31 protein-coding genes are annotated in these 24,683 nt (G+C 66.2%); 17 read left to right on the top strand and 14 right to left on the bottom strand.

The features are described from left to right. Positions 1–3: 3 nt before the first annotated feature. The 5 genes from tldD (at position 4) to KUV81_RS13455 (ending at position 6,095) form a co-directional block, all read left to right on the top strand. Entirely contained in the window at positions 4–1,452 is a 1,449-nt protein-coding gene (tldD, locus tag KUV81_RS13475; protein WP_222544402.1) for a metalloprotease TldD, read from the top strand. Positions 1,453–1,603: 151 nt separating this feature from the next. Further along, complete coding sequence (locus KUV81_RS13470; protein WP_222544401.1) at positions 1,604–2,929, top strand: TolC family protein; 1,326 nt, start codon at positions 1,604–1,606, stop codon at positions 2,927–2,929. After that, positions 2,926–3,897, top strand: a complete 972-nt coding sequence (locus KUV81_RS13465; RefSeq protein ID WP_222544400.1) for an HlyD family secretion protein — start codon at positions 2,926–2,928, stop codon at positions 3,895–3,897. Before KUV81_RS13470 ends, KUV81_RS13465 begins: the two co-directional genes overlap by 4 nt. Positions 3,898–3,900: 3 nt before the next feature. Then, positions 3,901–4,950 carry an ABC transporter permease gene (locus tag KUV81_RS13460; protein WP_222544399.1) on the top strand — a complete coding sequence of 350 codons (1,050 nt, stop codon included), beginning with the start codon at positions 3,901–3,903 and terminating at the stop codon, positions 4,948–4,950. Further along, a complete protein-coding gene (locus KUV81_RS13455; protein WP_222544398.1) occupies positions 4,947–6,095 on the top strand; it encodes an ABC transporter permease in 1,149 nt (382 codons plus the stop codon). The genes KUV81_RS13460 and KUV81_RS13455 overlap by 4 nt, the downstream gene beginning before the upstream one ends. 27 nt (positions 6,096–6,122) lie before the next feature. Here the strand turns inward: KUV81_RS13455 and yjgA are convergent, their stop codons facing one another. Further along, positions 6,123–6,638 carry a ribosome biogenesis factor YjgA gene (yjgA, locus tag KUV81_RS13450; RefSeq protein ID WP_222544397.1) on the bottom strand — a complete coding sequence of 172 codons (516 nt, stop codon included), beginning with the start codon at positions 6,636–6,638 and terminating at the stop codon, positions 6,123–6,125. A 138-nt stretch (positions 6,639–6,776) separates the two neighbouring features. On the opposite strand from yjgA, the gene pmbA reads away from it, so the two are divergent. The 5 genes from pmbA (at position 6,777) to KUV81_RS13425 (ending at position 10,319) form a co-directional block, all read left to right on the top strand. Continuing rightward, positions 6,777–8,114: a metalloprotease PmbA gene (pmbA, locus tag KUV81_RS13445; protein WP_222544396.1), complete on the top strand. Its 1,338-nt coding sequence runs from the start codon at positions 6,777–6,779 to the stop codon at positions 8,112–8,114. A 125-nt stretch (positions 8,115–8,239) separates the two neighbouring features. Beyond that, entirely contained in the window at positions 8,240–8,701 is a 462-nt protein-coding gene (locus KUV81_RS13440; RefSeq protein ID WP_222544395.1) for a DM13 domain-containing protein, read from the top strand. A gap of 44 nt (positions 8,702–8,745) precedes the next feature. Beyond that, positions 8,746–9,105: a group I truncated hemoglobin gene (locus KUV81_RS13435; RefSeq protein ID WP_222544394.1), complete on the top strand. Its 360-nt coding sequence runs from the start codon at positions 8,746–8,748 to the stop codon at positions 9,103–9,105. An 18-nt stretch (positions 9,106–9,123) separates the two neighbouring features. After that, complete coding sequence (locus KUV81_RS13430) at positions 9,124–9,795, top strand: hypothetical protein (protein WP_222544393.1); 672 nt, start codon at positions 9,124–9,126, stop codon at positions 9,793–9,795. Between the two features lie 59 nt (positions 9,796–9,854). Beyond that, positions 9,855–10,319, top strand: coding sequence for a DUF4174 domain-containing protein (locus tag KUV81_RS13425; protein WP_222544392.1), 465 nt, complete (start codon positions 9,855–9,857; stop codon positions 10,317–10,319). A 3-nt stretch (positions 10,320–10,322) separates the two neighbouring features. Here KUV81_RS13425 and KUV81_RS13420 read toward each other — a convergent pair whose 3' ends face one another. From KUV81_RS13420 to KUV81_RS13370, 11 genes are all read right to left on the bottom strand, one after another. After that, a complete protein-coding gene (locus KUV81_RS13420; protein WP_222544391.1) occupies positions 10,323–10,592 on the bottom strand; it encodes an HPr family phosphocarrier protein in 270 nt (89 codons plus the stop codon). Further along, positions 10,589–11,446, bottom strand: coding sequence for an RNase adapter RapZ (gene rapZ / locus KUV81_RS13415; RefSeq protein ID WP_222544390.1), 858 nt, complete (start codon positions 11,444–11,446; stop codon positions 10,589–10,591). The genes KUV81_RS13420 and rapZ overlap by 4 nt, the downstream gene beginning before the upstream one ends. Further along, on the bottom strand, positions 11,443–11,889 hold the full coding sequence (gene ptsN, locus KUV81_RS13410) for a PTS IIA-like nitrogen regulatory protein PtsN (protein ID WP_222544389.1): 447 nt from the start codon (positions 11,887–11,889) through the stop codon (positions 11,443–11,445). Before ptsN ends, rapZ begins: the two co-directional genes overlap by 4 nt. Continuing rightward, positions 11,889–12,176 carry a ribosome hibernation promoting factor gene (hpf, locus tag KUV81_RS13405; RefSeq protein WP_222544388.1) on the bottom strand — a complete coding sequence of 96 codons (288 nt, stop codon included), beginning with the start codon at positions 12,174–12,176 and terminating at the stop codon, positions 11,889–11,891. The genes ptsN and hpf overlap by 1 nt, the downstream gene beginning before the upstream one ends. 26 nt (positions 12,177–12,202) lie before the next feature. Continuing rightward, positions 12,203–13,651, bottom strand: coding sequence for an RNA polymerase factor sigma-54 (locus tag KUV81_RS13400; protein WP_222544387.1), 1,449 nt, complete (start codon positions 13,649–13,651; stop codon positions 12,203–12,205). Positions 13,652–13,759: 108 nt separating this feature from the next. Continuing rightward, positions 13,760–14,491 carry an LPS export ABC transporter ATP-binding protein gene (gene lptB / locus KUV81_RS13395; RefSeq protein WP_222544386.1) on the bottom strand — a complete coding sequence of 244 codons (732 nt, stop codon included), beginning with the start codon at positions 14,489–14,491 and terminating at the stop codon, positions 13,760–13,762. Then, positions 14,488–15,024, bottom strand: a complete 537-nt coding sequence (lptA, locus tag KUV81_RS13390) for a lipopolysaccharide transport periplasmic protein LptA (protein ID WP_222544385.1) — start codon at positions 15,022–15,024, stop codon at positions 14,488–14,490. Before lptA ends, lptB begins: the two co-directional genes overlap by 4 nt. Then, complete coding sequence (gene lptC / locus KUV81_RS13385) at positions 15,011–15,562, bottom strand: LPS export ABC transporter periplasmic protein LptC (protein WP_222544384.1); 552 nt, start codon at positions 15,560–15,562, stop codon at positions 15,011–15,013. Before lptC ends, lptA begins: the two co-directional genes overlap by 14 nt. Then, positions 15,559–16,107 carry a 3-deoxy-manno-octulosonate-8-phosphatase KdsC gene (kdsC, locus tag KUV81_RS13380; protein WP_222544383.1) on the bottom strand — a complete coding sequence of 183 codons (549 nt, stop codon included), beginning with the start codon at positions 16,105–16,107 and terminating at the stop codon, positions 15,559–15,561. Before kdsC ends, lptC begins: the two co-directional genes overlap by 4 nt. 1 nt (position 16,108) lies before the next feature. Then, positions 16,109–17,083: a KpsF/GutQ family sugar-phosphate isomerase gene (locus KUV81_RS13375; protein WP_222544382.1), complete on the bottom strand. Its 975-nt coding sequence runs from the start codon at positions 17,081–17,083 to the stop codon at positions 16,109–16,111. A 15-nt stretch (positions 17,084–17,098) separates the two neighbouring features. After that, positions 17,099–18,061: a calcium/sodium antiporter gene (locus tag KUV81_RS13370; RefSeq protein WP_222544381.1), complete on the bottom strand. Its 963-nt coding sequence runs from the start codon at positions 18,059–18,061 to the stop codon at positions 17,099–17,101. A gap of 157 nt (positions 18,062–18,218) precedes the next feature. Here KUV81_RS13370 and KUV81_RS13365 point away from each other — a divergent pair, with 157 nt between their 5' ends. Genes KUV81_RS13365 through murA form a run of 7 tightly spaced genes read left to right on the top strand, consistent with a single transcriptional unit; the run spans position 18,219 to position 22,758 of the window. Then, positions 18,219–19,037: an ATP-binding cassette domain-containing protein gene (locus KUV81_RS13365; protein ID WP_222544380.1), complete on the top strand. Its 819-nt coding sequence runs from the start codon at positions 18,219–18,221 to the stop codon at positions 19,035–19,037. Continuing rightward, the gene (mlaE, locus tag KUV81_RS13360) at positions 19,034–19,816 is read left to right on the top strand and encodes a lipid asymmetry maintenance ABC transporter permease subunit MlaE (RefSeq protein WP_222544379.1); all 783 of its coding nucleotides are present in this window, start codon (positions 19,034–19,036) and stop codon (positions 19,814–19,816) included. The genes KUV81_RS13365 and mlaE overlap by 4 nt, the downstream gene beginning before the upstream one ends. Further along, positions 19,816–20,286 (top strand): outer membrane lipid asymmetry maintenance protein MlaD, encoded by a 471-nt coding sequence (gene mlaD / locus KUV81_RS13355; protein WP_222544701.1) that lies wholly within the window; start codon positions 19,816–19,818, stop codon positions 20,284–20,286. The genes mlaE and mlaD overlap by 1 nt, the downstream gene beginning before the upstream one ends. A gap of 11 nt (positions 20,287–20,297) precedes the next feature. Beyond that, complete coding sequence (locus tag KUV81_RS13350) at positions 20,298–20,927, top strand: phospholipid-binding protein MlaC (RefSeq protein WP_222544378.1); 630 nt, start codon at positions 20,298–20,300, stop codon at positions 20,925–20,927. Then, complete coding sequence (locus KUV81_RS13345) at positions 20,924–21,208, top strand: lipid asymmetry maintenance protein MlaB (protein WP_222544377.1); 285 nt, start codon at positions 20,924–20,926, stop codon at positions 21,206–21,208. Before KUV81_RS13350 ends, KUV81_RS13345 begins: the two co-directional genes overlap by 4 nt. A gap of 20 nt (positions 21,209–21,228) precedes the next feature. Then, positions 21,229–21,480, top strand: coding sequence for a BolA family protein (locus KUV81_RS13340; protein WP_222544376.1), 252 nt, complete (start codon positions 21,229–21,231; stop codon positions 21,478–21,480). A gap of 15 nt (positions 21,481–21,495) precedes the next feature. Beyond that, positions 21,496–22,758, top strand: a complete 1,263-nt coding sequence (murA, locus tag KUV81_RS13335) for a UDP-N-acetylglucosamine 1-carboxyvinyltransferase (protein ID WP_222544375.1) — start codon at positions 21,496–21,498, stop codon at positions 22,756–22,758. Between the two features lie 48 nt (positions 22,759–22,806). Here the strand turns inward: murA and KUV81_RS13330 are convergent, their stop codons facing one another. Together KUV81_RS13330 and degS are read right to left on the bottom strand one after the other, a co-directional pair. Further along, complete coding sequence (locus KUV81_RS13330; protein WP_222544374.1) at positions 22,807–23,520, bottom strand: AAA family ATPase; 714 nt, start codon at positions 23,518–23,520, stop codon at positions 22,807–22,809. Positions 23,521–23,581: 61 nt separating this feature from the next. After that, a complete protein-coding gene (degS, locus tag KUV81_RS13325; protein ID WP_222544373.1) occupies positions 23,582–24,664 on the bottom strand; it encodes an outer membrane-stress sensor serine endopeptidase DegS in 1,083 nt (360 codons plus the stop codon). Positions 24,665–24,683: the final 19 nt, after the last annotated feature.

Here is a 24,683-nt window from a genome sequence, read left to right as displayed (position 1 = left end):
TACGTGAGTTACGATACCGTTGCCGCCGCCCTGCTGAGCCCCTCCGGACTGGATGAGGGCGCCCTGAATCAGGCGCTGGCCCAGCTGCACCACCACCGTCTGGACTACGCCGACATCTACCTGCAGGCCAGTCGCCACGAGTCCTGGGTGCTGGAGGACGGCATCGTCAAAGAGGGCAGCTTCAACATCGAAACCGGTCTTGGGGTGCGCGCCATCAGTGGCGAGAAGACCGGCTTTGCCTACGCCGATGAGATCAGCCCCCTGGCCCTGGAACAGTCCGCCCAGGCGGCCCGGGGCATCGCCGCCGCCGGCGGCGAGGGCCGGGTTAAGGCCCTGGCGAAGCGACATGCCGAGGCCCGCTATCCGGCGGTGGACCCCCTTTCCAGCTTGGGCTCGGACGCCAAGCTCAAGCTGCTGCAGGAGATGGACCAGTACGCTCGTGGCCTGGATCCCCGGGTCAGCCAGGTGATCGCCAGCCTCAGCGGCGTCTACGAAGAGGTGCTGGTGGCGGCGTCCGACGGCACCCTGGCCAGTGACATCCGCCCCCTGGTGCGCCTGAACTGCTCGGTGATCATGAGCGAAGGGGATCGCCGGGAGCGCGGCTCCGCCGGCATGGGCGGCCGCTACGGCTATGACGCCCTGCTGGCCCTGGACAGCGACGGCAAGCTCAAGGCGTTCGAGCTGTGCCGCGAGGCGGTGCGTCAGGGCAGCGTCAACCTGGAGGCCGGTGAGGCCCCCGCCGGCGAGATGCCGGTGGTGCTCGGGCCGGGCTGGCCCGGGGTGCTGCTGCACGAGGCGGTGGGCCACGGCCTGGAGGGGGACTTCAACCGCAAGGGCTCCAGCCTCTTTGCCGGGCGCATCGGCGAGCAGGTCGCCTCCGAGCACTGTACCGTGGTGGACGACGGCACCCTGAGCGGCCGTCGTGGCAGCCTCAGCGTCGACGACGAGGGCACCCCGGGGCAGTACAACGTGCTGATCGAAAACGGCATCCTCAAGGGCTACATGCAGGACAAGCACAACGCCCGACTGATGGGGGTGGCCCCCACCGGCAACGGCCGCCGGGAGTCCTACGCTCATCTGCCGATGCCGCGGATGACCAACACCTACCTGTTGGCCGGGGAGCACGAGCCGGAGGCGATCATCGGTTCCGTGAAGCGGGGGATCTACGCCCCCAACTTCGGCGGCGGCCAGGTGGACATCACCAGCGGCAAGTTCGTGTTTTCCGCCTCGGAAGCCTACCTTATTGAAAACGGCAAGCTGATCCGGCCGGTCAAGGGGGCCACCCTGATCGGCAACGGACCCGAGGCGATGAAGACCATCTCCATGGTGGGCAACGACCTCTCCCTGGACAAGGGGGTGGGGATCTGCGGCAAGGAGGGCCAGAGTGTCCCCGTTGGCGTGGGCCAGCCCACCCTGAAGCTGGACCGCCTCACCGTCGGCGGCACCCAGTAACCCCTCAGGGATCCAAATCGAAAAGCGAGCCAGCCGGCTCGCTTTTTTTGTTGTAAGTTCAATATTGTAGGAGTCGGTTGTTGCGCCGGATCCCGGGATCCGGATAATGAGTTAGAGTAAATGCTCTAGTTTCGCATGCAAGGAGTCCCCATTGAGACTGTCGATGATGCTGGTGTGGCTGCTGGCCTCGGGGATCGGCGCGGCCCAGGCGGCCCCCCTGACCCTGTCCGATGCCTGGCAGCGACTGCAATCCGCCAGTGATCTGCTTAAGGCCGAGCAGCTGGCCACCGATAGGGCCCGTTCCGAGCGCGAGGTGGCCGGTGCCCTGGGGCACCCCCAGTTGGCGCTGTCCGGCACCTATGCCTACCTGGACGACCCCATCGCCCTGGATCTCAACCCGGCGCTGCCCGGGTTTCCCATCCCCATCCCCACATTGCCGTTGACCGAACGGGACATCTACCGGGCCTCGCTGGTGGGCAGTTGGCCCATCTACGCCGGCGGGCGGATCCAGGCGGCCCAGGCGGTCAAGCAGGCGGAGCTGGAGGTGCGCCTGCAGGAGCAGGAGATCCAGCGCCGTGAACGCTTTACCGTGCTGGTGGAGCGCTACTTCGGCCTGCAGCTGGCCAGCCAGAACCTGGCGCTGCACCAGAGCCAGGTGGCCGCCCTGGAGCGCCACCTGACTAACGCCGAGAAACTGGAGGGCCAGGGGCAGATCGCCTCGGTGGAGCGGATGAACGCCGCGGTGGCGGTGGATCAGGCCCGCATCGCCCGTGCCCAGGCCGAACGTCAGCACAGCCTGGCCCAACGCGCCCTGGACAGCCTGCTGCAGCTGTCCCAGGTGGCACCGGCCACCCGGGATGCCATCCCCGACGCGCCCCCCACCCTGGCTCAACTGCAGCAGGGGATGGCCCGCAGCCACCCGGCTCTGGCGCTGTTCGACGCCAAGACCCGCCAGGCCCAGGGCAGCATCGCCGCCGAGCGGGGACGCTACAAGCCGGAGGTGGGGCTGTTCGGCAGCTACACCCTGGCGGAGGACAACAGCATCCTGTCGGAGCTGGAGCCGGAGTGGCTGGTGGGGGTCCGGGTCCGGGTGCCCCTGTTCAGCAACGACGGTCGGGGGGACCGGGTGCGGGCCGCCAAGAGCGCCGAGCTGGAAGCCCGCCATCGCAAGGCCCAGACCGAGCAGGACCTGGAACTGCTGCTGGCCTCCCAGTACGCCAACCTGGAGCAGGCCCGTTACGAACTCAACGCCCTGGACAGCGCCGAGCGCCTGGCCCGGGAGAACCGCCGCCTGCGTGAACTGGCCTTCCGCCAGGGGCTGGGGACCTCCCTGGAGCAGGTGGACGCCGATCAGCGCCTGATGGAGGTGCAGCTGGGCAAGGCCCGGGCCCGCTACCAGTACCTGGTGGCCCTGGCCCAGGTCACCACCCTGGGTGGCGATCTCGAGCAGATGATCAACTGGATGGAACCCCAATGAAGAAGACCACACTTCCCCTGGCGGGCGCGGCAGTGCTGCTGGCGGCCCTGAGTGGCTGGGCCATGTATCAGGCCTACCAACCCGTGCCCTACCGACTGCAGGGGCAGATCGAGGCCCGTCAGTACCACGTCTCCTCCAAGGTGCCCGGCCGGGTGGCGGATCTCCAGGTGCGCCGTGGCGATCCGGTGTCGGCCGGGGATCTGCTGTTCTCCCTGGAGAGCCCGGAGCTGGAGGCCCGCCTGCAGCAGGCCCGGGCCGGGGTGAGGGCGGCAGAGGCGATGGCGGCGGAAGCCGATGCCGGGGCGCGGACCCAGCAGATCCAGGCCGCCCGGGACGATTGGCAACGGGCCCTGGCGGCGGCCAACCTGCACCAGGCCACCTACGAGCGGGTCCAGGCGCTGTTCGATGACGGTGTGGTGGCGCGGCAGAAGCGGGATGAGGCCTACGCCCAGTGGCAGGCTTCCCAGTACCAGGCCAGCGCCGCCGAGGCCCTCTACCGGATGGCCGAGGAGGGCGCGCGCACCGAGACCCGCCAGGCCGCCGAGGGGCAGGCGGATGCGGCCCGTGGCCAGCTGGCGGAGGTGCAGGCGGTGCTGGCGGACAGCCAGATGCGGGCCCCCCGAAGCGGCGAGATCGCCCAGGTGCTGTTGCAGGAGGGGGAACTGGCCCCCCAGGGCTTCCCGGTGGTGACCCTGGTGGACATGACCGACGCCTGGGCGCTGTTCCAGGTGCGGGAGGATCGCCTGGCCGACTTCCCCGAGGGGGAGCGACTGATGCTGACCATCCCGGCGCTGGCGGCTGCCTATCCCTTCGAGGTGGTGTACCGGGCGGTGCAGGGGGAGTTCGCCACCTGGCGGGCCACCGAGAGTGGTGCCGATTTCGACATGCGCACCTTCGAGGTGGAGCTGCGTCCCGAGGCGCCGATCCCGGGACTCAGAGCCGGGATGACCGTGCTGCTGGGGGAGTAAGCCTTGGCCACGCTGCTCCAATGGCTGCGCCGCGACCCCTGGCAGGGGGGCCTGCTGCTGGTGGCCCCCTGGCTGCTGGGGGGGCTTTTGTACGCCATCTTCAGCGCCCGGTCGCCGGTGGAGCTGCCGGTGGCCTGGGTGGACCTGGACCACAGTGCCCTCTCCCGTGAGCTGGGCCGCAAGCTGGTGGCGGCTCCGGCGGTGAACCTGGTGGCCCAGGCGGACTCGGCCGAGGCAGCCCGGGCCCTGCGCCGGGGCGAGGTCTACGCCCAGGTGTTGATCCCCGCCGGCTTTGCCGCCGATCTCCACCACGGCCTGACTCCCACCCTGGATGTGCGCTACAACGGCCAGTATCTGTTGATGGGCAAGCGGCTCAAGGCCCCCATCCAGCTGGCGCTGGCGGACGCCTTACAGGCCCAGGGGGCCCTGTCGGTGCTGGCCCAGGGGCTGCCGGCCCAGGCGGTCGGTGCCCAGGTGGCCCCGGTGGCGATCCAGCTGACGGCGCTGAACAACCGGGGCATGGACTACGCCGCGTTCCTGCTGCCCGGGCTGTGCCTGGCGATCTGGCAGATCCTGGTGCTGTTCTCGGTGCTGAATCTCTATTTCTCGCCGCCGGGACCCCATCCCGGCCGCTACCTGGCCTGGGTGCTGCTGATCCAGTGGGGCTGGGCCGGGGTGGGCATTGTTCTGATGCGCGCCCTGCTGATGGTGCCCGAGGAGGCGCCCCTGTGGCCCCTTTGGTTGGCGCTGCTGCCGCTGATGGTGCCCCTGGCCACCCTGGCGCTGGTGCTGGTGCGCACCGGCCGGGAGTCGGCCCAGTTGGTCAGCAGCGGCGCGGCCCTGCTGACCCCGGCGTTCACCTATATGGGCCTGACCATGCCCAGTGCCAGCATGCCCACCCTGGCCCAGTGGTGGGCGGACATCATCCCCTCCAGCCACTACCTGCCCCTGCTGCAAAGCTACCGTGGCCTGGGCACCGCCCCCTGGCTGGATCTCTGGCCGCTGCTGTTGCCCCTGCCCCTGGCCTGGTGGTTGTGGAGGAGATTGCCATGAGTGACTGGCGCGCCCTGTGGTGGCACGAGTTTCGCCAGCTGTGGCGGGACAAGGCGCTGCTCATCACCTTCTTTGCCGGGCTGGGACTCTACCTGGTGCTCTACCCGGCGCCCTACCTGCATGAGGTCACCACCGAGCAGCCAGTGGTGGTGTGGGATCAGGACCAGTCGGTGGCCAGTCGCGCCCTGGTGCGTGCCGTGGGCGCCACCCCCGGGGTGGCCATTGTCGAACGGGTGGGCTCCCTGGCCCAGGCCCGGACCCAGGTGCTGGCGGGCGAGGCGGCGGGCATGATCTGGCTGCCGGAGGGGTTCGAGTCCGAGCTGCGTCGCGGCCTGCAGGCCCAGGTGGTGGTGGCGGCCAACGCCAACCACTTCCTGCCCTACGGCACCATCGCCGAGTCGGTGGCCGAGGCCAGCACCGTGCTCTCCGGCCAGGTGCGCCTGGTGCGTCAGGTGCTGCTGGGGGACGGCTTTGCGCTGCAGAAAAGCCGGTTGGGGGGCGTTGAACTGAACGTGGTGCCCGCCAGCAACCCGGGGCTGGGCTACCTGGATTACGTTCTGCCGGGGCTGTTCGTGCTGATCCTGCACCAACTGATGCTGATCTGCGCCGCCCTGGTGGGCACCGGCCGCTGGGGACGATCGGGGCCCTGGCGCCGGGCCTCCGGGATGGGGCTCTACGGCCTGGACCTGGCGCTGCTGGTGCCCCCCTTTGCCCTGGCGGCCTGCTGGTACCTGGGGCCGGCGCTTAAGTTCTACGGCGTGGCCCTGCTGGGCCCGCTCTGGGCCCTGTGGAGCCTGCTGCTGCCCTTCCTGCTGGCCACCGCCTCGCTGGGGGTGGCCCTGGCCAGCCTGGTGACCCGCCGGGACTTGCTCAGCCAGGTGCTGGTGCTCAGCTCCATGCCGCTGCTCTTTATCGCCGGCTTTGTCTGGCCGGTGGAGGCGTTGCCGCTGCCGCTGGTCGCCCTGTGGGGGCTGGTGCCGGCGGAGCCGATGATGCAGGGGATGATCCGCCTGAACCAGCTGGGGGCCGCCCCCTCGGATCTCTGGCCCCAGTTGGTGACCCTGTGGGGCCAGGCGCTGGCGTATGGTGTGCTGGCGGTGTTGGGGCTGCGCCGCCGCCTGACGATCGCCGGCGAGCCACGATGAGGAGGGGCGCCGCAGCGCCCCGAGGGGTCAAACTTCGAGAGCGCTGCGCAGCAGTTTGAATAGCTCCCGGGCGGACTTGGGCGGCTTGTTCTCTTTCTGCTCCTTGGCGGCCTGGCGGATCAGCTGGCGCAGCCGCTGCATCTCCTCGGCCAGGGCCGGGTGCTCGGCCAGCGCCGCCTGCAGGGCATCGTTGCCGCCGGTAAGCAGCTGGTCCCGCAACTGCTCCAGCTTGTGGAACTCGGCGGTGGCCTGATTGTGCTTGTTGCGGATCCGGTCCAGGGCCTCCTGCAGCGGCTCGGGATCCCGGCTGCGCATCAGCTTGCCGATGTACTGGACCTGGCGGCGGTACGCCTCGTGCTTGCCCTTGATCTTGTGGGCCAGGGCGAAGGCGTACTCCAGATCCTCATCCATCGGGATCTTGGCCAGCTCCGCCTTGGTCAGCCCCAGCAGGTCCTGTCCCAGCTGCTGCAGCGCTTCCGCCTCCCGCTTCAGTTGAGTCTTGCTGACGAAATCGTCGTCGTAGTTGTCGTCGTAATCGACCATGGTGCACTCCGGGGGGCGGTAAAAACCGTCATTTTACCAGAAGGTCGCGGCCGGGGCGGGGGAATGTTGCCGGGCCGGGACGCCGCTGTCGCACTTTGCTATCCTGTCCGCTTCATGACTAGATGAGCATTCCAATCGATGAGCGAGCCGTTAGCGCAACAGAAAACGATCCTGGAGCAGGCGGTGGCCTGTGCCCTGGACGCCGCCAAGGGGCTGGGGCTGGATGGCGCCGAGGTGGCGATCCACAAGCAGCAGGGCCTGTCGGTCTCCACCCGCATGGGTGAAGTGGAAACCGTGGAGTTCAACAAGGACGGTGCCCTGGGGATCTCGGTGTTTCGTAACGGCGCCAAGGGCAACGCTTCCACCTCGGATCTCTCCACCGAGGCGATCAAGGCGGCGGTAAGCGCCGCGGCCACCATCGCCGCCCAGACCACCGCCGACCCCCACAATGGCCTGGCGGATCCGGCGCGGATGCCGACGGCGCTGCCGGAGTTGGATCTCTACCACCCCGAAGCCTTCACCCCGGAGCAGGCCGCCGAGATGGCGATTCGTTGCGAGCAGGCGGCCCTGGCCAGCGACCCCCGCATCGTCAACTCCGACGGCGCCAGCTTCAACAGCCACGAGGGGATCAAGGTCTACGGCAACAGCCACGGGTTTATCGGCAGCTACGCCAGCTCCCGCCACAGCCTCTCCTGCGTGGTGATTGGCCAGGATGAGCAGGGGATGGAGCGGGACTACGATTACACCGTGGCCCGCCGCTTCGCCGATCTGGCCGGCCCGGAGCAGGTGGGTCGCCAGGCGGGGGTGGACACCGCCGCGCGCCTGTCGGCCCGCAAGATCGACACCTGCGAAGTGCCGGTGCTGTTCAGCGCCGATCAGGCCAGCGGCCTGCTGGGCCACCTGGTTGGGGCGATCTCCGGCTCCAGCCTCTACCGTGACGCCAGCTTCCTTAAGGACAGTCTGGGCACCCAAATCTTCCCCGACTGGCTGTCCATCGAGGAGAACCCTCATCTGCGCCAGGGCCTGGCCTCCGCCCCCTTCGATGGCGAAGGGGTGGCCACTGAGCGCCGAGACATCGTGCGGGACGGGGTGCTCGGCAGCTACCTGCTGACCGCCTACTCGGCGCGCCGCCTGGGCCTGACCAACACCGGTCATGCCGGGGGGATCTACAACTGGCGGGTCAGCCCCAACGGTGGCGATCTGGCGGCCATGCTGAAACAGCTGGGCACCGGTCTCTATGTCACCGAACTGATGGGTCAGGGGGTCAACGGGGTCACCGGCGACTACTCCCGAGGCGCGGCCGGCTTCTGGGTGGAGAACGGCGTCATCCAGTACCCGGTGCACGAGATCACCATCGCCGGCAATCTGCGGCAGATGTACCGCAACCTGGTGTCGGTGGGTTCCGAGCTGGACCCCCGACACAGCCTGCAGAGCGGCCCCATCCTGCTCGAAGCGATGAAGATCGCCGGCAACTGAGCCTGGCTGTACACCGTCCGCGCCGCCCTCGAGGCGGCGCGGTTGTATCTGGCCCCCGGGTTCGCTAGCGTGACGGAGTGGGGCCGGCTAGGGCCCAACTGACACCGCACTCAAGGAGGGAACTCGTGCGACGCCTTATCTTGTTGTTCAGCCACCTGGCGGCCCTAGGAGCCGGGGTGGCCCTGGGGATCTATCTGCTGCCCATCCTGGCGGCCCCGGTCGGGCCGGCCCCGTCGGAGCTGGCCCAGGTGGAACGCCGCTACCAGGGCAGCTTCGACCGTGACCGCCAGGACAGCGACGCCCTGCACTGGGGCGAGGGAGCTATCTGGCTGGATGAGCACCAGGTGGCGTTCCAGGGGGCGATGGCCCCGGGACCGGCCTACCGACTCTACCTGTCGCCGCAGTTTGTCGAAACCGAGGTGGACTTCCTCCACCTGCGCGACGAGATGGCCTACGTCGGTGAGATCCGCAGCTTCGACGCCTTTATGCTGGACCTGCCCCAAGGGGTGGACCCGGCCGACTACGGCACCGCGGTGATCTGGTGCGAAGCCTTCGACCAGTTCATCTCCTCCGCCCGCTACCAGTGAGCTGGGCTATGCTTTAGCGCGGTATCGCTAAGGAGCCCAGACTCATGACCCCCTCCCTCTATGACCGGCTCGGCGGCAGCGACGGCATCCGAGCCATCTGCCGGGACCTGGTGGCCCTGCATCGGGCCAACCCCCGCATCGCCCCCCGCTTTGCCGAGGTCGACCCGGACGCCCTGGGTGAGAGTGCCGCCCGCTTCTTTATCACCGGCAGCGGCGGCCCGGCCCTCTACGAGGGGCCGGACATGGTGGCGGTGCACCAGGGGATGAACATCGACGGCGAGGAGTTCCTGGCGGTGCTGGACGACGCCCTCCAGGCGCTGAATCAGCAAGGGGTGGGCCAGCGGGAGCAGGAGGAGGTGTTGTTCATCCTCTACAGCCTAAAGCCCCAGGTGATGATGCTCTAAACCCCAAGGTGCCCTCTGGTGTCCATGGTGAACCCCGCTCCCCGCCGCCTGGGCTGGCTGACGGTGGTCCTGCCCCTGCTCACCACCCATCTGTGTTATCTGGTCAGCCTGTGGGAGGGGTGGATCCCCCCCTGTAACCCCTACTGGTCCGATTGCGTCAGCATCAGCAGCACCGGGCGCAACGGCAGCGCCTACCTATTGTTCAAATCCGGCATGCTGCCCACCTGTCTGCTGCTGTTCCTGTTCTGGCGCCACACCCTGCGCTGGCTGGCGGCCCTGGCCGCCCCCCGCCACCGAGCCTGGCTGGTGCTGGCGCTGCTGGCCTCCCTGGCCCTGGCCACCTACACCCTGACCCTGGGCCACGGCACCGGCTACTTCCCGGTGATCCGGCGCACCGGGGTGGCCCTGTTCATCCTCGGCACCTTTCTGCTGCAGGTGTCGGTGGGGGACGCCCTCTACGGCAGTGACCGACTGGCGGAACGGGGGCAGCGGCTGCTGGCCATGAGTACCCTGATCCTGGCGATTGCCCTGCTGACCCTGGTGTTGGATCTCTGGCTGGGGCCGGGCTATGACCGCTGGGAGAACGCCTTCGAATGGTGGCTGTTTTTGCTGCTGAATCTGCACCTGCTGGGGATCCTTCGTGCCTGGCAGGTCGATCCCGGGGAGCCATCGGACAAAGTGAGGGTCTAAGATCCCCATTGGGGGAGCGCCCGTAGAAAGGGCAGCCACACTCCCTCGGAGGGCGCAGTATGTTTACCCTGTTTCTGAGCCTGATCGGCCGCATCATCGGCGCGGTGATCCTGGCCACCACCATGACCCTGACACCCCACCTCAGCCAGGCAGACCCCTTGTCGGCCCTGCGCTGGCACCACAGAGCCCTGCTGGTCTTTGCGCCGACCCATTCCGACCCCGAGTTCGTCACCCAGGGGGACTGGCTGTCCCAGATGGAGCGGGGCCTGAGGGAGCGGGATCTGCTGGTGTTCCGTGTGGTGGGGGAGTCAGTGGAGATGGAGGGGCGCCTGCTGAGCGAACCCAAGGCTCACCTGTGGCGGGAGGATTTCATCATCCCCCGGGACGAGTTCACCGTGGTGCTGATCGGCAAGGACGGTCAAGTGAAACTGCACCAGGACAGTCCCACCAGCGAGGAGCAGCTGTTCCGGCTGATCGATGCCATGCCGCTGCGTCAGCAAGAGATGGGGATGGGACGACTCTGAGCGTCACTCCGCTTCGTCGAAGCGGGACTCGATAAGCTGACAGACCGCCGCCAGGGCGGGCTCGGCCTGGGGGCCGGTGGCACGGATCACCACCTCTTTGCCCTGGCAGCTTTGCAGCAGCAACAGGCCCAGGACGCTGTCGGCTCGGGCTTCCTGTTCGTCCAGATGGAGGGTGAGGGTGGCCTCAAACCCCCGGGCCAGCTGCGCCAGCCGGGTGGCGGCGCGGGCGTGCAGGCCCAGCTTGTTGACGATGGTGACCCGACGTTCGATCACGCGCCGGCCTTCCGGTCCAACTCCCGATGGTTGACCTGCACCTGACCCCGATAGCCGGCAAAGCGTTTGGCCAGGGCCTCGGCAATGTAGACGCTGCGGTGCTGGCCGCCGGTGCAGCCGATGGCCACCGTCAGGTAGGCGCGGTTGTTGCGCTCCAGCATCGGCAGCCAGTTGAGCAGGAAGCGCTCGGTGTGGTCGATAAAGCGGGTCACGCTGTCGTGGCGGCGGAAGTAGCGCTGCACCGGCTTGTCCAGCCCGGTCAGCACCCTCAGCTCCGGATCCCAGTGGGGGTTGGGCAGAAAGCGCACATCGAACAGGTAGTCCGCCTGCTTGGGCATGCCGTGCTTGAAGCCGAAGGACTCAAACACCAGCATCATCTCCCCCTCCGGCTTGCCCAGCAGCAGCTCCCGCAGCTTGTCCGCCAACTGGTGCACCGACAGATCGTCGGTGCGGATGTGGTGATCGCACTCCTTGGCCAGGGGGGTCAGCAGCAGGCGCTCTTCGGCAATCGCTTCGGCCAGGGTGTGGCCGCCCCGGGAGAGGGGGTGCAGGCGGCGGGTTTCGCTGTAGCGGCGCAGCAGGTGCTCGTCGGAAGCGTCGAGGAAGAACAGCTGGGTCTCGATGTCCGGGTCCAGCCGCTGTTTGAGGCGGGGGATGTCCAGGGACTCCAGCGGCAGGTTGCGGATGTCCAGGCTCACCGCCACCCGGTCGGTGTGGGCCTTCTGGCTCTTGAGCAGCTGGGGCATCAGCTCCAGCGGCAGGTTGTCGACGCAGTAGTAGCCCAGGTCCTCCAGGACCCGCAGGGCGACGGATTTACCGGCACCGGAACGGCCCGAGAGGATGATGAGCTTCACTGGCTGATGACCTCGTACAGGGTGTGGTTGTCGTTGGCTTTGCGCATCGCCCGGCAGATCTCTTTCTGGCTGAGCTTGCGGGCCACCTCCGCCAGGGTGGCCAGGTGCTGCTGATGGGCCTCCTCGGGGACGAAGAGGGCGAACAGCAGGTCCACCGGCTTGCTGTCGATGGCGTCAAAGGGGATGGGTTCGTCGCATTTGATCAGCACGCCGATGGGGCGGGTGATGCGTCCCAGCCGGCCGTGGGGCAAAGCGATGCCGTTGCCGATGCCGGTGCTGCCCATCTTCTCCCTGGCCAACAGACTTTCGAACAGTTCGTGCTTGGGTAAGTCGGGGCATTGTTCTGCAGCCAGCTCGCTGATGAGCTCCAGTACCCTCTTTTTGCTTAGCCCCGGAGCGGCGCACTGGGTCCGCTCCGGGGATAACAGCTCGGTGATCTCCATCAGTGCCGGGACAGTTTCTCTTTATGCTTAATTACTTGCCGATCGAGCTTATCGATCAGCCCATCGATGGCCGCGTACATGTTTTCGTGTTCGTGCGTGGCAAACACCTCGCCCCCGTTGACGTGCAGCTTGGCTTCGGCGATCTGCTGCAGCTTCTGGACGTTCAACACCACATGGACGTTATTGATGTGGTCGAAGTGGCGTTCCAATTTGCCGAACTTGCTGTGCACGTAATCTCGCAGGGAGTCGGTGATCTCGATGTGATGCCCGGTAAGATTGATCTGCATAGGGTGTCCTCCAGAGTGTCACGTCGCTACAGGCTTTTGCGCTGATTGGACGGGGGAATGGAGAGGGCTTCCCGGTATTTCGCCACGGTTCGTCGGGCGACCTGGATCCCCTGCTCCGCGAGAAGCTGCGCCATCTTGCTGTCGCTTAATGGTTTCTTGGGATTTTCCGCCGCCACCAGCTTCTTGATCAAGGCGCGGATGGCGGTTGAGGAACACTCTCCGCCACTGTCGGTACTGACGTGGCTGGAGAAGAAATATTTCAGCTCGTAGATGCCCCGGGGGGTGTGGATGTACTTCTGGGTGGTGACCCGGGAGATGGTGGACTCGTGCATGTCCACGGCTTCGGCGACGTCGTTGAGCACCATGGGCTTCATCGCCTCGTCGCCGTACTCCAAAAAGCCCTGCTGGTACTGAACGATGCAGTTGGCCACCTTCATCAGGGTATCGTTGCGGCTCTCCAGGCTCTTGATGAACCACTTGGCCTCCTGAAGGTGACCGCGAACGAACTGGCTGTCGGAGGCGTTGCGGGCGCCACGGGAGAGGGCCGCGTACTGCTCGTTGACCCGGATCTTGGGGGTGGCATCGGGGTTGAGCTCCACCACCCAGCGACCCTGCTTCTTGGTGACAGAAACATCGGGAATGACGTACTGGTCTTCGGCGGAAGTGATGCTGCTGCCCGGTCGGGGATTGAGGGACTGGATCAGTTGCATGGCGGCCCTTAACTCATCTTCTTTGAGTTTAGTGCGCCGGATCAAAGTCCGAAAGTCGCGGTTGGCCAGCAGGTCCATATGGTCGGTCAAAAGGGCGCAGGCCTGGGCTTTCCAGGGGGTGTCGTCGGCGTACTGGGCCAGCTGGATCAGCAGGCATTCCGCCAGGTCGCGGGAGGCGGAGCCGATGGGATCGAACTGCTGCACCCGCTTGAGCACCGCCACCACCTCGTCCAGCTCCAGCTCGGGATCCCCCTGGGCCTCGAGGATCTCCTCCAGGCTGACGGTCAGGTAACCGTGCTCGTCCACCGCATCGATGATGGTGGTGGCGATGGCGCGGTCGGTGTCGGTCATGGGGGTGAGCTCCATCTGCCAGAGCAGATGGCTGTGCAGGTCGTCGCTGGTCTCCCCCTGGTAGAGGTTGTCGTCGTCCCGGCTGATGCCGGCGCTGGCGGCCGGGGCGGCGCTGTAGACGTCGTCCCAGGTGCTGTCCACCGGCAGCTCATCGGGCATCTCGGTCTGGGTGAGGGCGTCGGAGGTTTCCAGCTCGGCGTGGTCGGTGGGTTCGGCCTGGGGTTCGTCGACGCCCTCCTGGTTCAGCTCCCGGTCCAGCTCCTCCGCCGTTTCCAGCAGCGGGTTGGACTCCAGCGCCTGCTGGATCTCCTGCTGCAGATCCAACGTGGACAGCTGCAACAGGCGGATGGCCTGCTGCAGTTGCGGCGTCATGGTCAGTTGCTGGCCCAGTTTGAGCTGAAGCGAGGTCTTCATCAACGAGCTTGGATCCTTAAAACCTGATGCCTCCGTGGCACCGTCGATGGTCTATGTCGGGTGCCCCGGGGAGACGGGATAAACCCTTGTCCCTTATGGGGGAAGTAACTATAACCTGAACTGATCGCCCAAGTACACGGAGCGCACCAGCTTGTTGTCCAGCACCTCCTGAGGGGCACCACGGGCGATCATTTCACCGTGACTCACGATGTAAGCGTACTCACAAACGTCCAGGGTTTCCCGCACATTGTGGTCGGTGATCAGCACCCCAAGACCGCGCTCCTTGAGCTGCTGGATGATCTTCTTGATGTCGATCACCGAGATGGGGTCCACCCCGGCGAAGGGCTCGTCCAGCAGAATGAACTTGGGATCCGCCGCCAGGGCCCGGGCGATCTCCACCCGGCGACGCTCACCGCCGGACAGGCTCATGCCGAGGCTGTCGCGGATGTGGGTGATGTTGAACTCCTCCAGTAGCTGCTCCAGCTTCTCCTCCCGCTCGCGCTTGGACAGCTCCTTGCGGATCTGCAGCACCGCCATCAGGTTGTCGTACACCGACAGCTTGCGGAAGATGGAGGACTCCTGGGGCAGGTAGCCGATCCCCTGGCGGGCGCGGCTGTGCATCGGCAGCAGGGTGATGTCCTCGCCGTCGATGGTGATGCGACCCTTGTCGTTCTGCACCAGCCCCACCACCATGTAGAAGGTGGTGGTCTTGCCGGCGCCGTTGGGGCCCAGCAAGCCAACGATCTGGCCGGTCTGCACCTCCAGTCCCACGCTCTTGACCACCTGGCGGCCGTTGTAGCTCTTGGCCAGCTGCTCCGCTTTGAGGATGGACGCGCTCATGGCTGGGGCTCCGCTTCCGGCTCTTCCGGAGTCTCTTCGTTTTCCAGGTCCGCCGGCAGGAAGATGGTGGTGATCTGCTCATCCTCCTTGCCCTCGGCGATCAGCTGCTGCTTCTCGACGTTGTAGCTGATGGTGTTGCCCCGCATCAGGCTGCCGGCCTGGCTCAGCTCGGCGTCGCCGCTGAGGGTGATCTGACGGGTGCGCACCTCGTAGCGGATCTCCTGGGCCTTGGCTTCCGCCGGCAGGCCGTTGTCCATCATCTGGGTGTAGGTGGCGGGGTCGCCGGTGGCGATCATCACTTCGTTGCCCTGCTCGGCGCTGGACACCACCTTGAGCTCCTCGGCCTGGATCTCCAGCGAGCCCTGGACGATGCGCACGTTACCCGAGTAGATCAGGGTGTAGTTGTTGATGTCCGCGCTGGAGGTGTCGGAGGTCACCTTGATGGGCTGGCGGTAGTCGTCTTCCAGCGCCCAGCCGGGGGTGGCCAACAGGGCACCGGACAGGGCCAGCATCAGGATCTTAAGGCACTTCATAGGAGGCGCTTACCTTACTGTTGAGGTTGATTTGATTCAGGTTGAGATCCGCCCAGAGGCCCACGGCGTCCACCTCGAAGGTCTCCCCATGGGCGCGCAGGGGGCGGTCGGTGGTGAGGATCATGGTTTCCAGATCCAGCTCGAGAAATTCGGTCCGTATGGTGCGCAGCGGTTCGTTGGGCTCGATGGCGGTAATGATAACATCCTTTTCCAGCTCCACGTGGCGGGCGTCCATCAGCCGGCCCTGCTCGGAGCGCACCTTCCAGATCCCCTGGCTGCCCTCCGGGTAGATGAGGTAGACGGGGTCGCGAAACTCGGTACGGCCCTCCTCCTGGAAGTGGACCATGCTCTCGGCGGCGATCTGCGCCGCCAGGCGACCGTTCTCGTCGTAGCTGCGGGTGCGCAGGCTGCGGGCCACAAAGTCCGGCTCCGCCTCGGCGCGGGCCTGGGGCGTCTGCTGCTCCAACTGCACGGTGCGCCAATAGAGCGCTCCCGCCGCCACCAGCAGCAGCAAGCCGGCCAGCATCTCCCGCTTCATACGGACATCCCCTTGGCCTGGTCGAGCTTGCCCTGGGACTGCAGCAGCAGGTCACACAGCTCGCGCACGGCTCCGAAGCCGCCGCGGATCCGGGTGCGGTAGTGGGCGTGGGGCAGCAGGGCCGGGTGGGCGTCTTCCACCGCCACCGCCAGGCCCACCTGCTTCATCACCGCCAGATCCACCAGGTCGTCGCCGATGTAGGCGCACTGCTCGGGCAGCAGCTCCAGGGTCTGGCGCAGGTGTTCGTAGGCGGCGATCTTGTCTTCGCAGCCCTGGTGGATGTGGGCCACCCCAAGGGCGGTCATGCGGCGGTTGACGATGGCGGAGCTGCGCCCGGTGATCACCGCCACCTGGATGCCGGCGTGCTGAATCGCCTTGATGCCGAAACCGTCCCGGGTGTGGAACGCCTTGAGCTCTTCACCGTCGTTGCCCAGGTAGATGCGGCCGTCGGAGAACACGCCGTCGACGTCGCAGATCAGCAGCTTCACCTTGCTGGCGCGGTCGATGACCGCATCGGCCACCGGGCCGTAGAGGGTTTCGGCCATCTCAGATCACCCCCGCCTTGAGCATGTCCATCATGTTGAGGGCCCCCTGGGGGCGGCCCTGGTCGTCGACGATCACCAGGCCGTTGATCTTGCGCTCCTCCATCAACTTGAGCGCTTCGGCGGCCAGCAGCTGACCGGACACGGTAACCGGGTTTCGGGTCATTACGGTGCCGATGCTGGTGTCGTGGATGTCGATGCGGGCGTCCAGCACCCGGCGCAGGTCGCCGTCGGTGAACAGCCCGGTCATCACTCCCTGTGCGTCGATGACGGCGGTCATCCCCAACCCCTTGGCGGAGATCTCCAGCAGGGCGTCGGAGACGGTGACCGCTTCGGCCACCTGGGGCAGGCGCTCGCCGCTGTGCATCAGGTCGGAGACCCGCAGCAGCAGTTTTCGGCCCAGGGCGCCACCGGGGTGGGAGAGGGCAAAATCGTCGGCGGTGAAGCCGCGGGCCTGGAGCAGGGCCACCGCCAGGGCGTCCCCCAGCACCAAGGTGGCGGTGGTGGAGGAGGTGGGGGCCAGCCCCAGGGGGCAGGCTTCCTCTTGGACGGCGATGCAGAGGTGGTGTTGGGCCACCTGGGCCAGGCTGGACTCCGGTTTGCCGGTCATGGCGATCACCGGCACCCCCCAGCGGCGGATCACCGGCATCAGGGTCATGATCTCCGACGCTTCGCCGGAGTTGGAGATGGCGATCACCACGTCCTGTTTGGACAGCATGCCCAGGTCGCCGTGGCTGGCTTCCCCGGGGTGCATAAAGAAGGCCGGGGTGCCGGTGCTGGCCAGGGTGGCGGCGATCTTGTTGCCGATGTGGCCGGATTTGCCCATCCCCATCACCACCACCTTGCCGGTGCAGGCCAGCAGGGTCTGGCACGCAGACACGAAGTCGTCATCGATAAACCGGCTCAAATCCCTGACCGCACGGGTTTCGATCTCAATGACCTCCTGGCCCCACTGGCGCAGCTGTGAATCTAACGACATCTTGATTCCCCGGTATTAACCCGCCTGAGTGAACAGGCTGAATTGGTATGCAATAAAACAGACAAGCAGCAGGGCCCCTTCAACCCGGCCGATGGTGCGGCTGCGTTTGAGCCAGAGTAGCAGCAGCGGTGCCAGGCTGGTACCCAGCATCACGTAGAAGTCCCGGCCGGCGGCCAGTTCACTGATGGGCCCCCCGGCGATCAGCGCCGGCAGGGCCAACACCGCCAGAATGTTAAACAGGTTGGAGCCCACCACGTTGCCGATCACCAGGTCGTCCTCGTTCTTGAGCACCCCGGCGACGCAGGCGGCCAGCTCCGGCAGGCTGGTGCCGACGGCGATGATGGTCAGGCCGATCACCAGGTCGGACAAACCGAACCACTTGGCGATGTAGACCGCACCATCCACCATCAGGTTCGATGCCAGGGGCAGCAGCGCCATCCCCACCAGCAGCCAGAGCACGGCGTGCAGCATGGGCACATCGTCCGGCACCTCGGCCTCGGACTCGGCCACCATGGGGTCGCTCTCTCGGCTGCGCCAGGCGGCCCAGGTCAGGGTGCCGATCACCATCAGGAAGGTGATCATCAGGATCACGCCGTCGGTGAAATCCAGGAATAGGTCCTGCATCAGGTAGCCGGCCAGCACGGTACCGGCCAGCATCAGCGGCATCTCTTTCATCAAGGTGGAGCTACCTACCACCAGCGGACGCAGCAGGGCGGTGGCCCCCAGGATCAGGGTGATGTTGGCGATGTTGGAGCCCACCACGTTGCCCACGGCGGTGTCCAGATAGCCGCCCATGGCGGCGGTGGTGGCCACCATGGCTTCGGGGGCGGAGGAGCCCATGGAGACGATGGTCAGGCCGATGATCAGCGGCGGCAACCCCAGGTTGCGGGCCACGGCCGCGGCCCCGTAGACAAAGCGGTCGGCGCTCCAGACCAGCAACATCAGGCCGCCCAGCAGCATCAACAGGTTCAGTAACATGACAGTCAGGGGTAAAAAATAATCCGCGCATTGTCCCCCGAAGCGTGGGAAAAGAAAAGAGCAGCAGATTGTTAAGCTGTTGTTTGGGATTTAGAATGGATACTTCGCCTTCCGAGCATAAGGAGATCCAGGGGGCTACGGGTTACCCGGTGTGATTATGGAGAACGCATCACTCAGTGCCGGCGCCGATCTGGTCAAGGTGGAACACCTGACCTTTTACCGCGGCGAACGGGCCATCTTTCGCGACCTGAACCTGACCATCCCGCGGGGCAAGGTCACCGCCATCATGGGCCCCAGCGGCATCGGCAAGACCACCCTGCTCAAACTGATGGGGGCCCAACTGCGGCCGGATCAGGGGCAGGTGCATTTCGATGGCCAGGACCTGCATGCCCTGTCCCGTCCGGCCCTCTACCGGGCGCGGCGGCGGATCAGCATGCTGTTCCAGTCCGGGGCCCTCTTTACCGACATGTCGGTCTACGACAACGTCGCCTTCCCCCTGCGCGAGCACACCCAGCTGTCCGAAACCCTGATCCGCCGTCTGGTGCTGATGAAGCTTGAAGCGGTGGGCTTACGCGGGGCCGCCACCTTGATGCCCGCAGAGCTCTCCGGCGGCATGCAGCGCCGCGCCGCCCTGGCCCGGGCCATCGCCCTGGAGCCGGAGCTGATCCTCTACGATGAACCCTTTGCCGGTCAGGACCCCATCTCCATGGGGGTGCTGGTCAAGCTGATCCGCGAACTGGGGGAAGCCCTGGCCCTGACCTCGGTGGTGGTGTCTCACGACGTGGAGGAGGTGCTGAGCATCGCCGACCAGGTCTACGTCATCGCCGATGGACAGGTGATCGGCGCCGGCACACCGGAGGCGATCCGCCAACTGGACACCCCCCAACTGCGCCAGTTTCTCGATGGCGCCCCGGATGGCCCGGTGCGCTTCCACCACCCGGCCCCCGCCTACCTTGAGGAGTTGTTGAAGCCATGATGATGGAACGTGTGGCCCGCCTGGGACGGAGTGGGGTGGACTGGCTGGCGGGCATGGGGCGAGCCGGGCTGATGCTGACCGGGGCCCTGGTGCGCCGTCCCCAGCCGGGCAAGATGCTGCCGCTGCTGGTCAAGCAGATCTACCAGGTTGGCGTGCTCTCCATGGTGATCATCCTGGTCTCCGGCCTCTTTATCGGCATGGTGCTGGGGCTGCAGGGCTACATCATCCTGGTGGACTTCGGCACCGAGGAGAGCCTGGGGCCCATGGTGGCCCTCTCCCTGTTGCGGGAGCTGGGCCCGGTGGTGACCGCACTGCTGTTTGCCGGCCGGGCCGGCTCGGCCCTGACCGCGGAGATCGGCCTGATGAAAGCCACCGAGCAGCTGGCCAGCATGGAGATGATGGCCGTCGATCCCCTGCAGCGGGTGGTGGCGCCGCGGTTCTGGGCCGGGGTGATCTCCATGCCTCTGCTGGCGCTGATGTTCAGCGCCATCGGGATCTGGGGCGGGCACCTGGTTGGGGTCGATTGGAAGGGGATCGACGCCGGGGCCTTCTGGTCCATCCTTACCGCCAGCGTGGAGTGGGAGAAGGACATCCTTAACTGCATTATCAAGAGCCTGGTGTTTGCCTTCGTGGTCACCTGGATCGCGCTGTTCAAAGGCTATGACGCCATCCCCACCGCCGAGGGGATCAGCCGGGCCACCACCGAGACCGTGGTCCACTCTTCGCTGGCCGTACTGGCCCTGGATTTCGTCCTCACTGCGGTGATGTTTGGGAAATGATTATGACGAGAAAGATAGAACTGGCCGTTGGCGGCTTCCTGTTGGCGGGCCTGCTGGCCTTTCTGATCCTGATCTTCAAGGTGGCCAACATCGATCCCCGGGGTAACGGCCCCAGCTACACCCTGACGGCGCAGTTCGACAACATTGGCGGCCTCAAGGTGCGCTCACCGGTCAAGGTGGGCGGTGTGGTGGTGGGCCGGGTGACCGCCATCCGGTTGGACCCGGAGATGCTGATCCCGGAGGTGGAGCTGGCGATGGATGCCCGCTACGACCAGTTTCCGGAAACCAGCAGCCTGTCTATCCTCACCTCAGGGCTGCTGGGTGAGCAGTACGTTGGGCTGTCGCCGGGGTTTGTGGATGAGGACGTGGCGATCCTGGGGAACGGCGACGTGATCGAGGACACCCGCAGTGCCATGGTGTTGGAGGAGCTGATCGGTCAGTTTCTCTACAGCATGGGTGAGGGAGAGTAAGGAGAGTGACGATGTTTAAGCGTATGGCGTTTGCCCTGATGCTGGTGTTGGCCTGGCCCCTTCAGGCGGAGGATCTGTCGGATCCCTACCAGGTGGTGCAGGTGGTGGCGGAGCGCACCTTCGAGCGGTTTGCCGCAGATAAGCCCCTGATCCAGGAGAATTTGGACCACCTCAAGGTGATCGTGGAAGAGGAGCTGATGCCCTATGTCGATCACAAGTACGCCGCCTACAAGGTGATGGGACCGGCGCTGAAGAAAACCACACCGGAACAGCGAGAGAGGTTCACGGAGGAGTTCCGGCGGTATATGATTGCCACCTTTGCTCAGGCGTTCACCGAATACCGTGACCAAACGGTGGAGTTCGCGCCCCCCCGTCCCTTCGAAGGCAAGAACATCGTGACCGTTGGGGTCACCGTGGTCGAACCGGGGCGTCCACCGATTTCAGTCCAGTTCAAAGCCCGTCGCAACAAGAAGACGGGAGAGTGGCGCGCCTTCGATCTGGTGGCCGAGGGGATCAGCCTGCTGGCCTCCAAAGAGAAAGAGATCGGTGGCCTGATCCGTCGCAACGGCATCGACGCGGTGACCGACATGCTGGCGGAGAAGAACGCCGCCCGCCTGGTGGCCGACGAGGCCGCTTCGTGACCGCCTCGGACGCGTCCTGCCTGGTGCTGGATGGGGCACTGACCCAGGAGCGGGTGCCCGAATTGTGGCAACAGCGGGGTCAGTGGCAGGCGGTGCGCCAGCTCGATCTGTCCGCCGTGACCGCGGTGGACAGCGCCGGACTGGCGATGCTGCTGGAGCTGGAAACCCAGGCCCGGCAGCAGGGCACGCCGCTGAGTTGGCTGCATTGCCCGCCGGCTTTGAATCGCCTGATGCAACTGTATGATCTGGAACTGGTCGAGGACCGCCTGACCGGCGCCTAGGCCACAGCGAGGAGTCCACCGTGGAACCGAAAGAGATTGAAGCCCGCCTGCAAGAGGCCATGACATTGAGCGAAGTGCGGGTGACCGCCGACGGCAGCCATTACAACATTCTGGCGGTCGGCGAGTGCTTTGACGGCCTGTCCAAGGTACGACGCCAGCAAGCCATCTACGCCCCGTTGATGGAAAAGATTACCGACGGAACCCTGCACGCCTTGTCCATCAAGGCCTTCACGCCAGCGGAGTGGCAGCGCGAAAAGATTTTCAACAGCTGAGCCCGCGGAGCACAAGTGGATAAACTACAAGTTCGGGCCGCTGGCCCGCTGGCCGGAGAGGTGACCATCTCCGGCGCCAAGAACGCGGCTCTGCCGATCCTGATGGCCGCCGTGCTGGCGGAAGACGAGATGCGCATCGGCAACGTGCCGGCCCTGCGCGACGTCAACACCACCATCGCCCTGCTGCGCCAACTGGGCGCCGAGGTCAGCGACCTGTCCGGTTCCGCCCTGACTATCAACCCCGCCACCATCAATCACTGCGTGGCCTCCTACGACCTGGTGAAGACCATGCGCGCCTCCATCCTGGTGCTGGGCCCGCTGGTAGCCAAGTACGGTGAGGCCGACGTCTCCCTGCCCGGCGGCTGCGCCATTGGCGCCCGCCCGGTCAACCTGCATATCCAGGGCCTCCAGGCCATGGGCGCCGAGGTGGTGGTGGAAGAGGGCTACGTTAAGGCCCGGGTGGAGGGGCGCCTGAAAGGGGCCACCATCCTGATGGACACCGTGTCGGTAACCGGCACCGAGAACCTGATGATGGCCGCCACCCTGGCCGAGGGGGTCACCCTCATCGAGAACGCCGCCCGGGAGCCAGAGGTGGTGGACCTGGCCAACTGCCTGAACGCCATGGGCGCCAAGATCACCGGCGCCGGCACCGACGTTATCCGCATCGAAGGGGTGGAGCGCCTGTCCGGCATCCACTACGACGTGATGCCGGATCGCATCGAGACCGGCACCTACCTGGTGGCTGCCGCCGCCACCCGGGGTCAGGTGACCTGCCGCAAGGCCGCCCCCGCCACCCTGGAGCCTGTGCTGCTCAAACTGGAGGAGGCCGGCGCCAAGATTGAGCGTGGTGAGGATTGGATCAGTCTGGACATGGAGGGCCGCCAGGCCAAGCCGGTGTCCATCAAGACCGCCCCGCACCCGGCGTTCCCCACCGACATGCAGGCCCAGTTCTGCACCCTCAACGCCCTGGCGGAAGGGACGGGGCACGTGACCGAAACCATCTTCGAGAACCGCTTTATGCATGTGCCCGAGCTGCAGCGCATGGGCGCCAAGATGGAGTTGGAGGGCAACACCTGCATCATCACCGGCATCGAGCGTCTGCAGGGGGCCCAGGTGATGGCCACCGACCTGCGGGCTTCCGCCTGCCTGGTGATCGCCGGCCTGATGGCCGAGGGCACCACCGTGGTGGATCGCATCTACCACCTGGACCGCGGCTATGAGCAGATTGAACACAAACTCTCGGGTTTGGGTGCTGACGTGACTCGGCTGACAAGCTGACCACCGCTCAGCGCAGAAAAAACGCCCCCGACATCGGGGGCGTTTTTTTTAGCTTTTGAGCCAGTCCAGCAGGGTGTGCCAGGTGTCCGGGTCCTCGTTCACCGGCAGGCCCAGGTGGTCATCGTAGGCGCTGCGGTAGGCGGCCCGATCCGGCAAGCGCGCCAGCAGGGGGATCTTCAGGTGGTTCAAGAAGCGCTCCAGCAGTTCGGTCTGCTGAGCCGGAGGCAGCTGCGGCGGTACCCGGTTGGCGATCACCCCCAGTTTGGGCTGGCGGGCCCGGAAGCGGGGATGAAACAGCAGGGCGGGCAGGAAGTGGCCCAGGGCCCGGATGTCCACCGGGCTGACCTGGCAGGGCATCAGGATGCGGTCGGCGTAGCTCAGCAGCCGGGCCAGCAGGGCGGGGTCCAGGTTGGCGGGGGAGTCCATCACCACCTGGGTGGCGTCCACGGGCACCCGCAGACGCATCGACTCCAGCCGGGCCCGGCGGGGATCGTCATCGGCGGTCCAGATCCCGCCCCGCTGGGTGGCCCACTGAATGCTGGAGCCCTGGGGGTCGAAGTCCACCAGGGCCGGGCGCTGTCCAGAGTCGATAAGTTGGCTGAGCAGCTGGGTGGTGATGGTGGACTTGCCGACGCCGCCCTTGTTGTTCAGCATCAGGATCCGCGGGCCGGTGTAGGAGCTGAGGCTGACCAGTGCCTGGGGCTGCAGGTGGCTGGCCAGGGGCGACAGGCCGGGAACGTCGGTCGGGCAGGCGGAGAACATAAGCGGGATCCTGAAGGGGTGTTACCCGTTATTAAGCGACGGTGGATCCCGGCAAATGAAGCTAGCGGCCAGGCGGGGGCGGCGCCGCCGGCTTCTCTCCGATGGTGACCGGCACGCTGTAGTACTGGCCCCGACGCACCAGGGTGAGATTGACCTCGGTGCCCGGCGGGGTCTCCGCCACGCTGTCCATCAGCATGTCGGCCCCGGTGATGGTTTCGCCGTTGAACGCCACCAGCACGTCATCCGGACGCAGCCCGGCCCGGGCCGCCGGCCCATTGGGGTCCACCTCGGTGACGTGCACTCCCAGCAGTTGCTGCAGGCGCAGCAGGCGGGCGGTGGTCTGGGTCACCGGCTGACCGGTCAGGCCCAGGTGGCCGCGGATCACTCGGCCGTCCTTGATCAGCTTGTTCATGATCTTGTAGGCCAGCTCGATGGGGATGGCGAAGTTCAGCCCCACACCGCTCTCCCCCAGCCACTGGTAGTTGGCGGTGTTGACCCCCACCAGCACCCCGTCGGCGTCCACCAGGGCGCCACCGGAGTTGCCCTGGTTGATGGCGGCGTCGGTCTGGATGAAATCCTGATAGCTGGAGGAGAGGCCGTTGCGCCCGGTGGCGCTGATGATCCCCTGGGTGATGGTTTGCCCCAGGTTGTAGGGGTTGCCGATGGCCAGCACCATGTCGCCCACCTGGGCCTGGCGATCCGGGTCCAGTGGGATGGTGGGCAGGTTCTCCAGGCCGATCTGCAGTACCGCCAGATCGGTCCAGGGATCGGAGCCGATCATCTCGGCATTGGCCCAGCGACCGTCCTGCAGGGCGACGTAGACCTGATCGGCGGAGCTGACCACATGGTAGTTGGTCAGCACGATGCCGTCGGGGCGCATGATGATGCCACTGCCCAGCCCCTGGGGGGTCAGCTGGCTGCCGGCTCGGCCCCGCTGCTGGCGCTGTGAGTAAACGTTCACTACGGCAGGCGCCGCGGCTCTTACCGCCTTGGCAAAGCTGTTGCGTTCCACCTGGCTTACCTGTCCCCCGAGCCTGGGCAACTGGTCGCGCAGGTTGGGGTTGAGCAGCACAATGAGCGCCGCCAGTGCCAGTCCGGCCAGCACGGGTTTCATCAGGTATCGCAACAACGCAGTGAATTTCATGGGGATTCCAACTTGGCAA

The sequence above is a fragment of the Ferrimonas balearica genome (genome assembly GCF_019802085.1).
GTDB lineage: Bacteria > Pseudomonadota > Gammaproteobacteria > Enterobacterales > Shewanellaceae > Ferrimonas > Ferrimonas balearica_B.
Note: the sequence above shows the minus strand (reverse complement) of the source record. Positions and strands in the feature narration are given on the sequence as shown.

Excerpts from the sequence above, each read along its gene's own strand:
- KUV81_RS13365 (WP_222544380.1), top strand. The coding sequence starts at position 18,219 with ATGGAGAACGCATCACTCAGTGCCGGCGCCGATCTGGTCAAGGTGGAA.
- mlaE (WP_222544379.1), top strand. The coding sequence starts at position 19,034 with ATGATGATGGAACGTGTGGCCCGCCTGGGACGGAGTGGGGTGGACTGG.
- KUV81_RS13455 (WP_222544398.1), top strand. The coding sequence starts at position 4,947 with ATGAGTGACTGGCGCGCCCTGTGGTGGCACGAGTTTCGCCAGCTGTGG.
- KUV81_RS13330 (WP_222544374.1), bottom strand. The coding sequence starts at position 23,520 with ATGTTCTCCGCCTGCCCGACCGACGTTCCCGGCCTGTCGCCCCTGGCC.
- pmbA (WP_222544396.1), top strand. The coding sequence starts at position 6,777 with ATGAGCGAGCCGTTAGCGCAACAGAAAACGATCCTGGAGCAGGCGGTG.
- lptC (WP_222544384.1), bottom strand. The coding sequence starts at position 15,562 with ATGAAGCGGGAGATGCTGGCCGGCTTGCTGCTGCTGGTGGCGGCGGGA.
- kdsC (WP_222544383.1), bottom strand. The coding sequence starts at position 16,107 with ATGGCCGAAACCCTCTACGGCCCGGTGGCCGATGCGGTCATCGACCGC.
- lptA (WP_222544385.1), bottom strand. The coding sequence starts at position 15,024 with ATGAAGTGCCTTAAGATCCTGATGCTGGCCCTGTCCGGTGCCCTGTTG.
- yjgA (WP_222544397.1), bottom strand. The coding sequence starts at position 6,638 with ATGGTCGATTACGACGACAACTACGACGACGATTTCGTCAGCAAGACT.
- hpf (WP_222544388.1), bottom strand. The coding sequence starts at position 12,176 with ATGCAGATCAATCTTACCGGGCATCACATCGAGATCACCGACTCCCTG.
- KUV81_RS13370 (WP_222544381.1), bottom strand. The coding sequence starts at position 18,061 with ATGTTACTGAACCTGTTGATGCTGCTGGGCGGCCTGATGTTGCTGGTC.
- KUV81_RS13375 (WP_222544382.1), bottom strand. The coding sequence starts at position 17,083 with ATGTCGTTAGATTCACAGCTGCGCCAGTGGGGCCAGGAGGTCATTGAG.
- lptB (WP_222544386.1), bottom strand. The coding sequence starts at position 14,491 with ATGAGCGCGTCCATCCTCAAAGCGGAGCAGCTGGCCAAGAGCTACAAC.
- ptsN (WP_222544389.1), bottom strand. The coding sequence starts at position 11,889 with ATGGAGATCACCGAGCTGTTATCCCCGGAGCGGACCCAGTGCGCCGCT.
- KUV81_RS13350 (WP_222544378.1), top strand. The coding sequence starts at position 20,298 with ATGTTTAAGCGTATGGCGTTTGCCCTGATGCTGGTGTTGGCCTGGCCC.
- KUV81_RS13465 (WP_222544400.1), top strand. The coding sequence starts at position 2,926 with ATGAAGAAGACCACACTTCCCCTGGCGGGCGCGGCAGTGCTGCTGGCG.
- KUV81_RS13400 (WP_222544387.1), bottom strand. The coding sequence starts at position 13,651 with ATGAAGACCTCGCTTCAGCTCAAACTGGGCCAGCAACTGACCATGACG.
- degS (WP_222544373.1), bottom strand. The coding sequence starts at position 24,664 with ATGAAATTCACTGCGTTGTTGCGATACCTGATGAAACCCGTGCTGGCC.
- KUV81_RS13435 (WP_222544394.1), top strand. The coding sequence starts at position 8,746 with ATGACCCCCTCCCTCTATGACCGGCTCGGCGGCAGCGACGGCATCCGA.
- KUV81_RS13425 (WP_222544392.1), top strand. The coding sequence starts at position 9,855 with ATGTTTACCCTGTTTCTGAGCCTGATCGGCCGCATCATCGGCGCGGTG.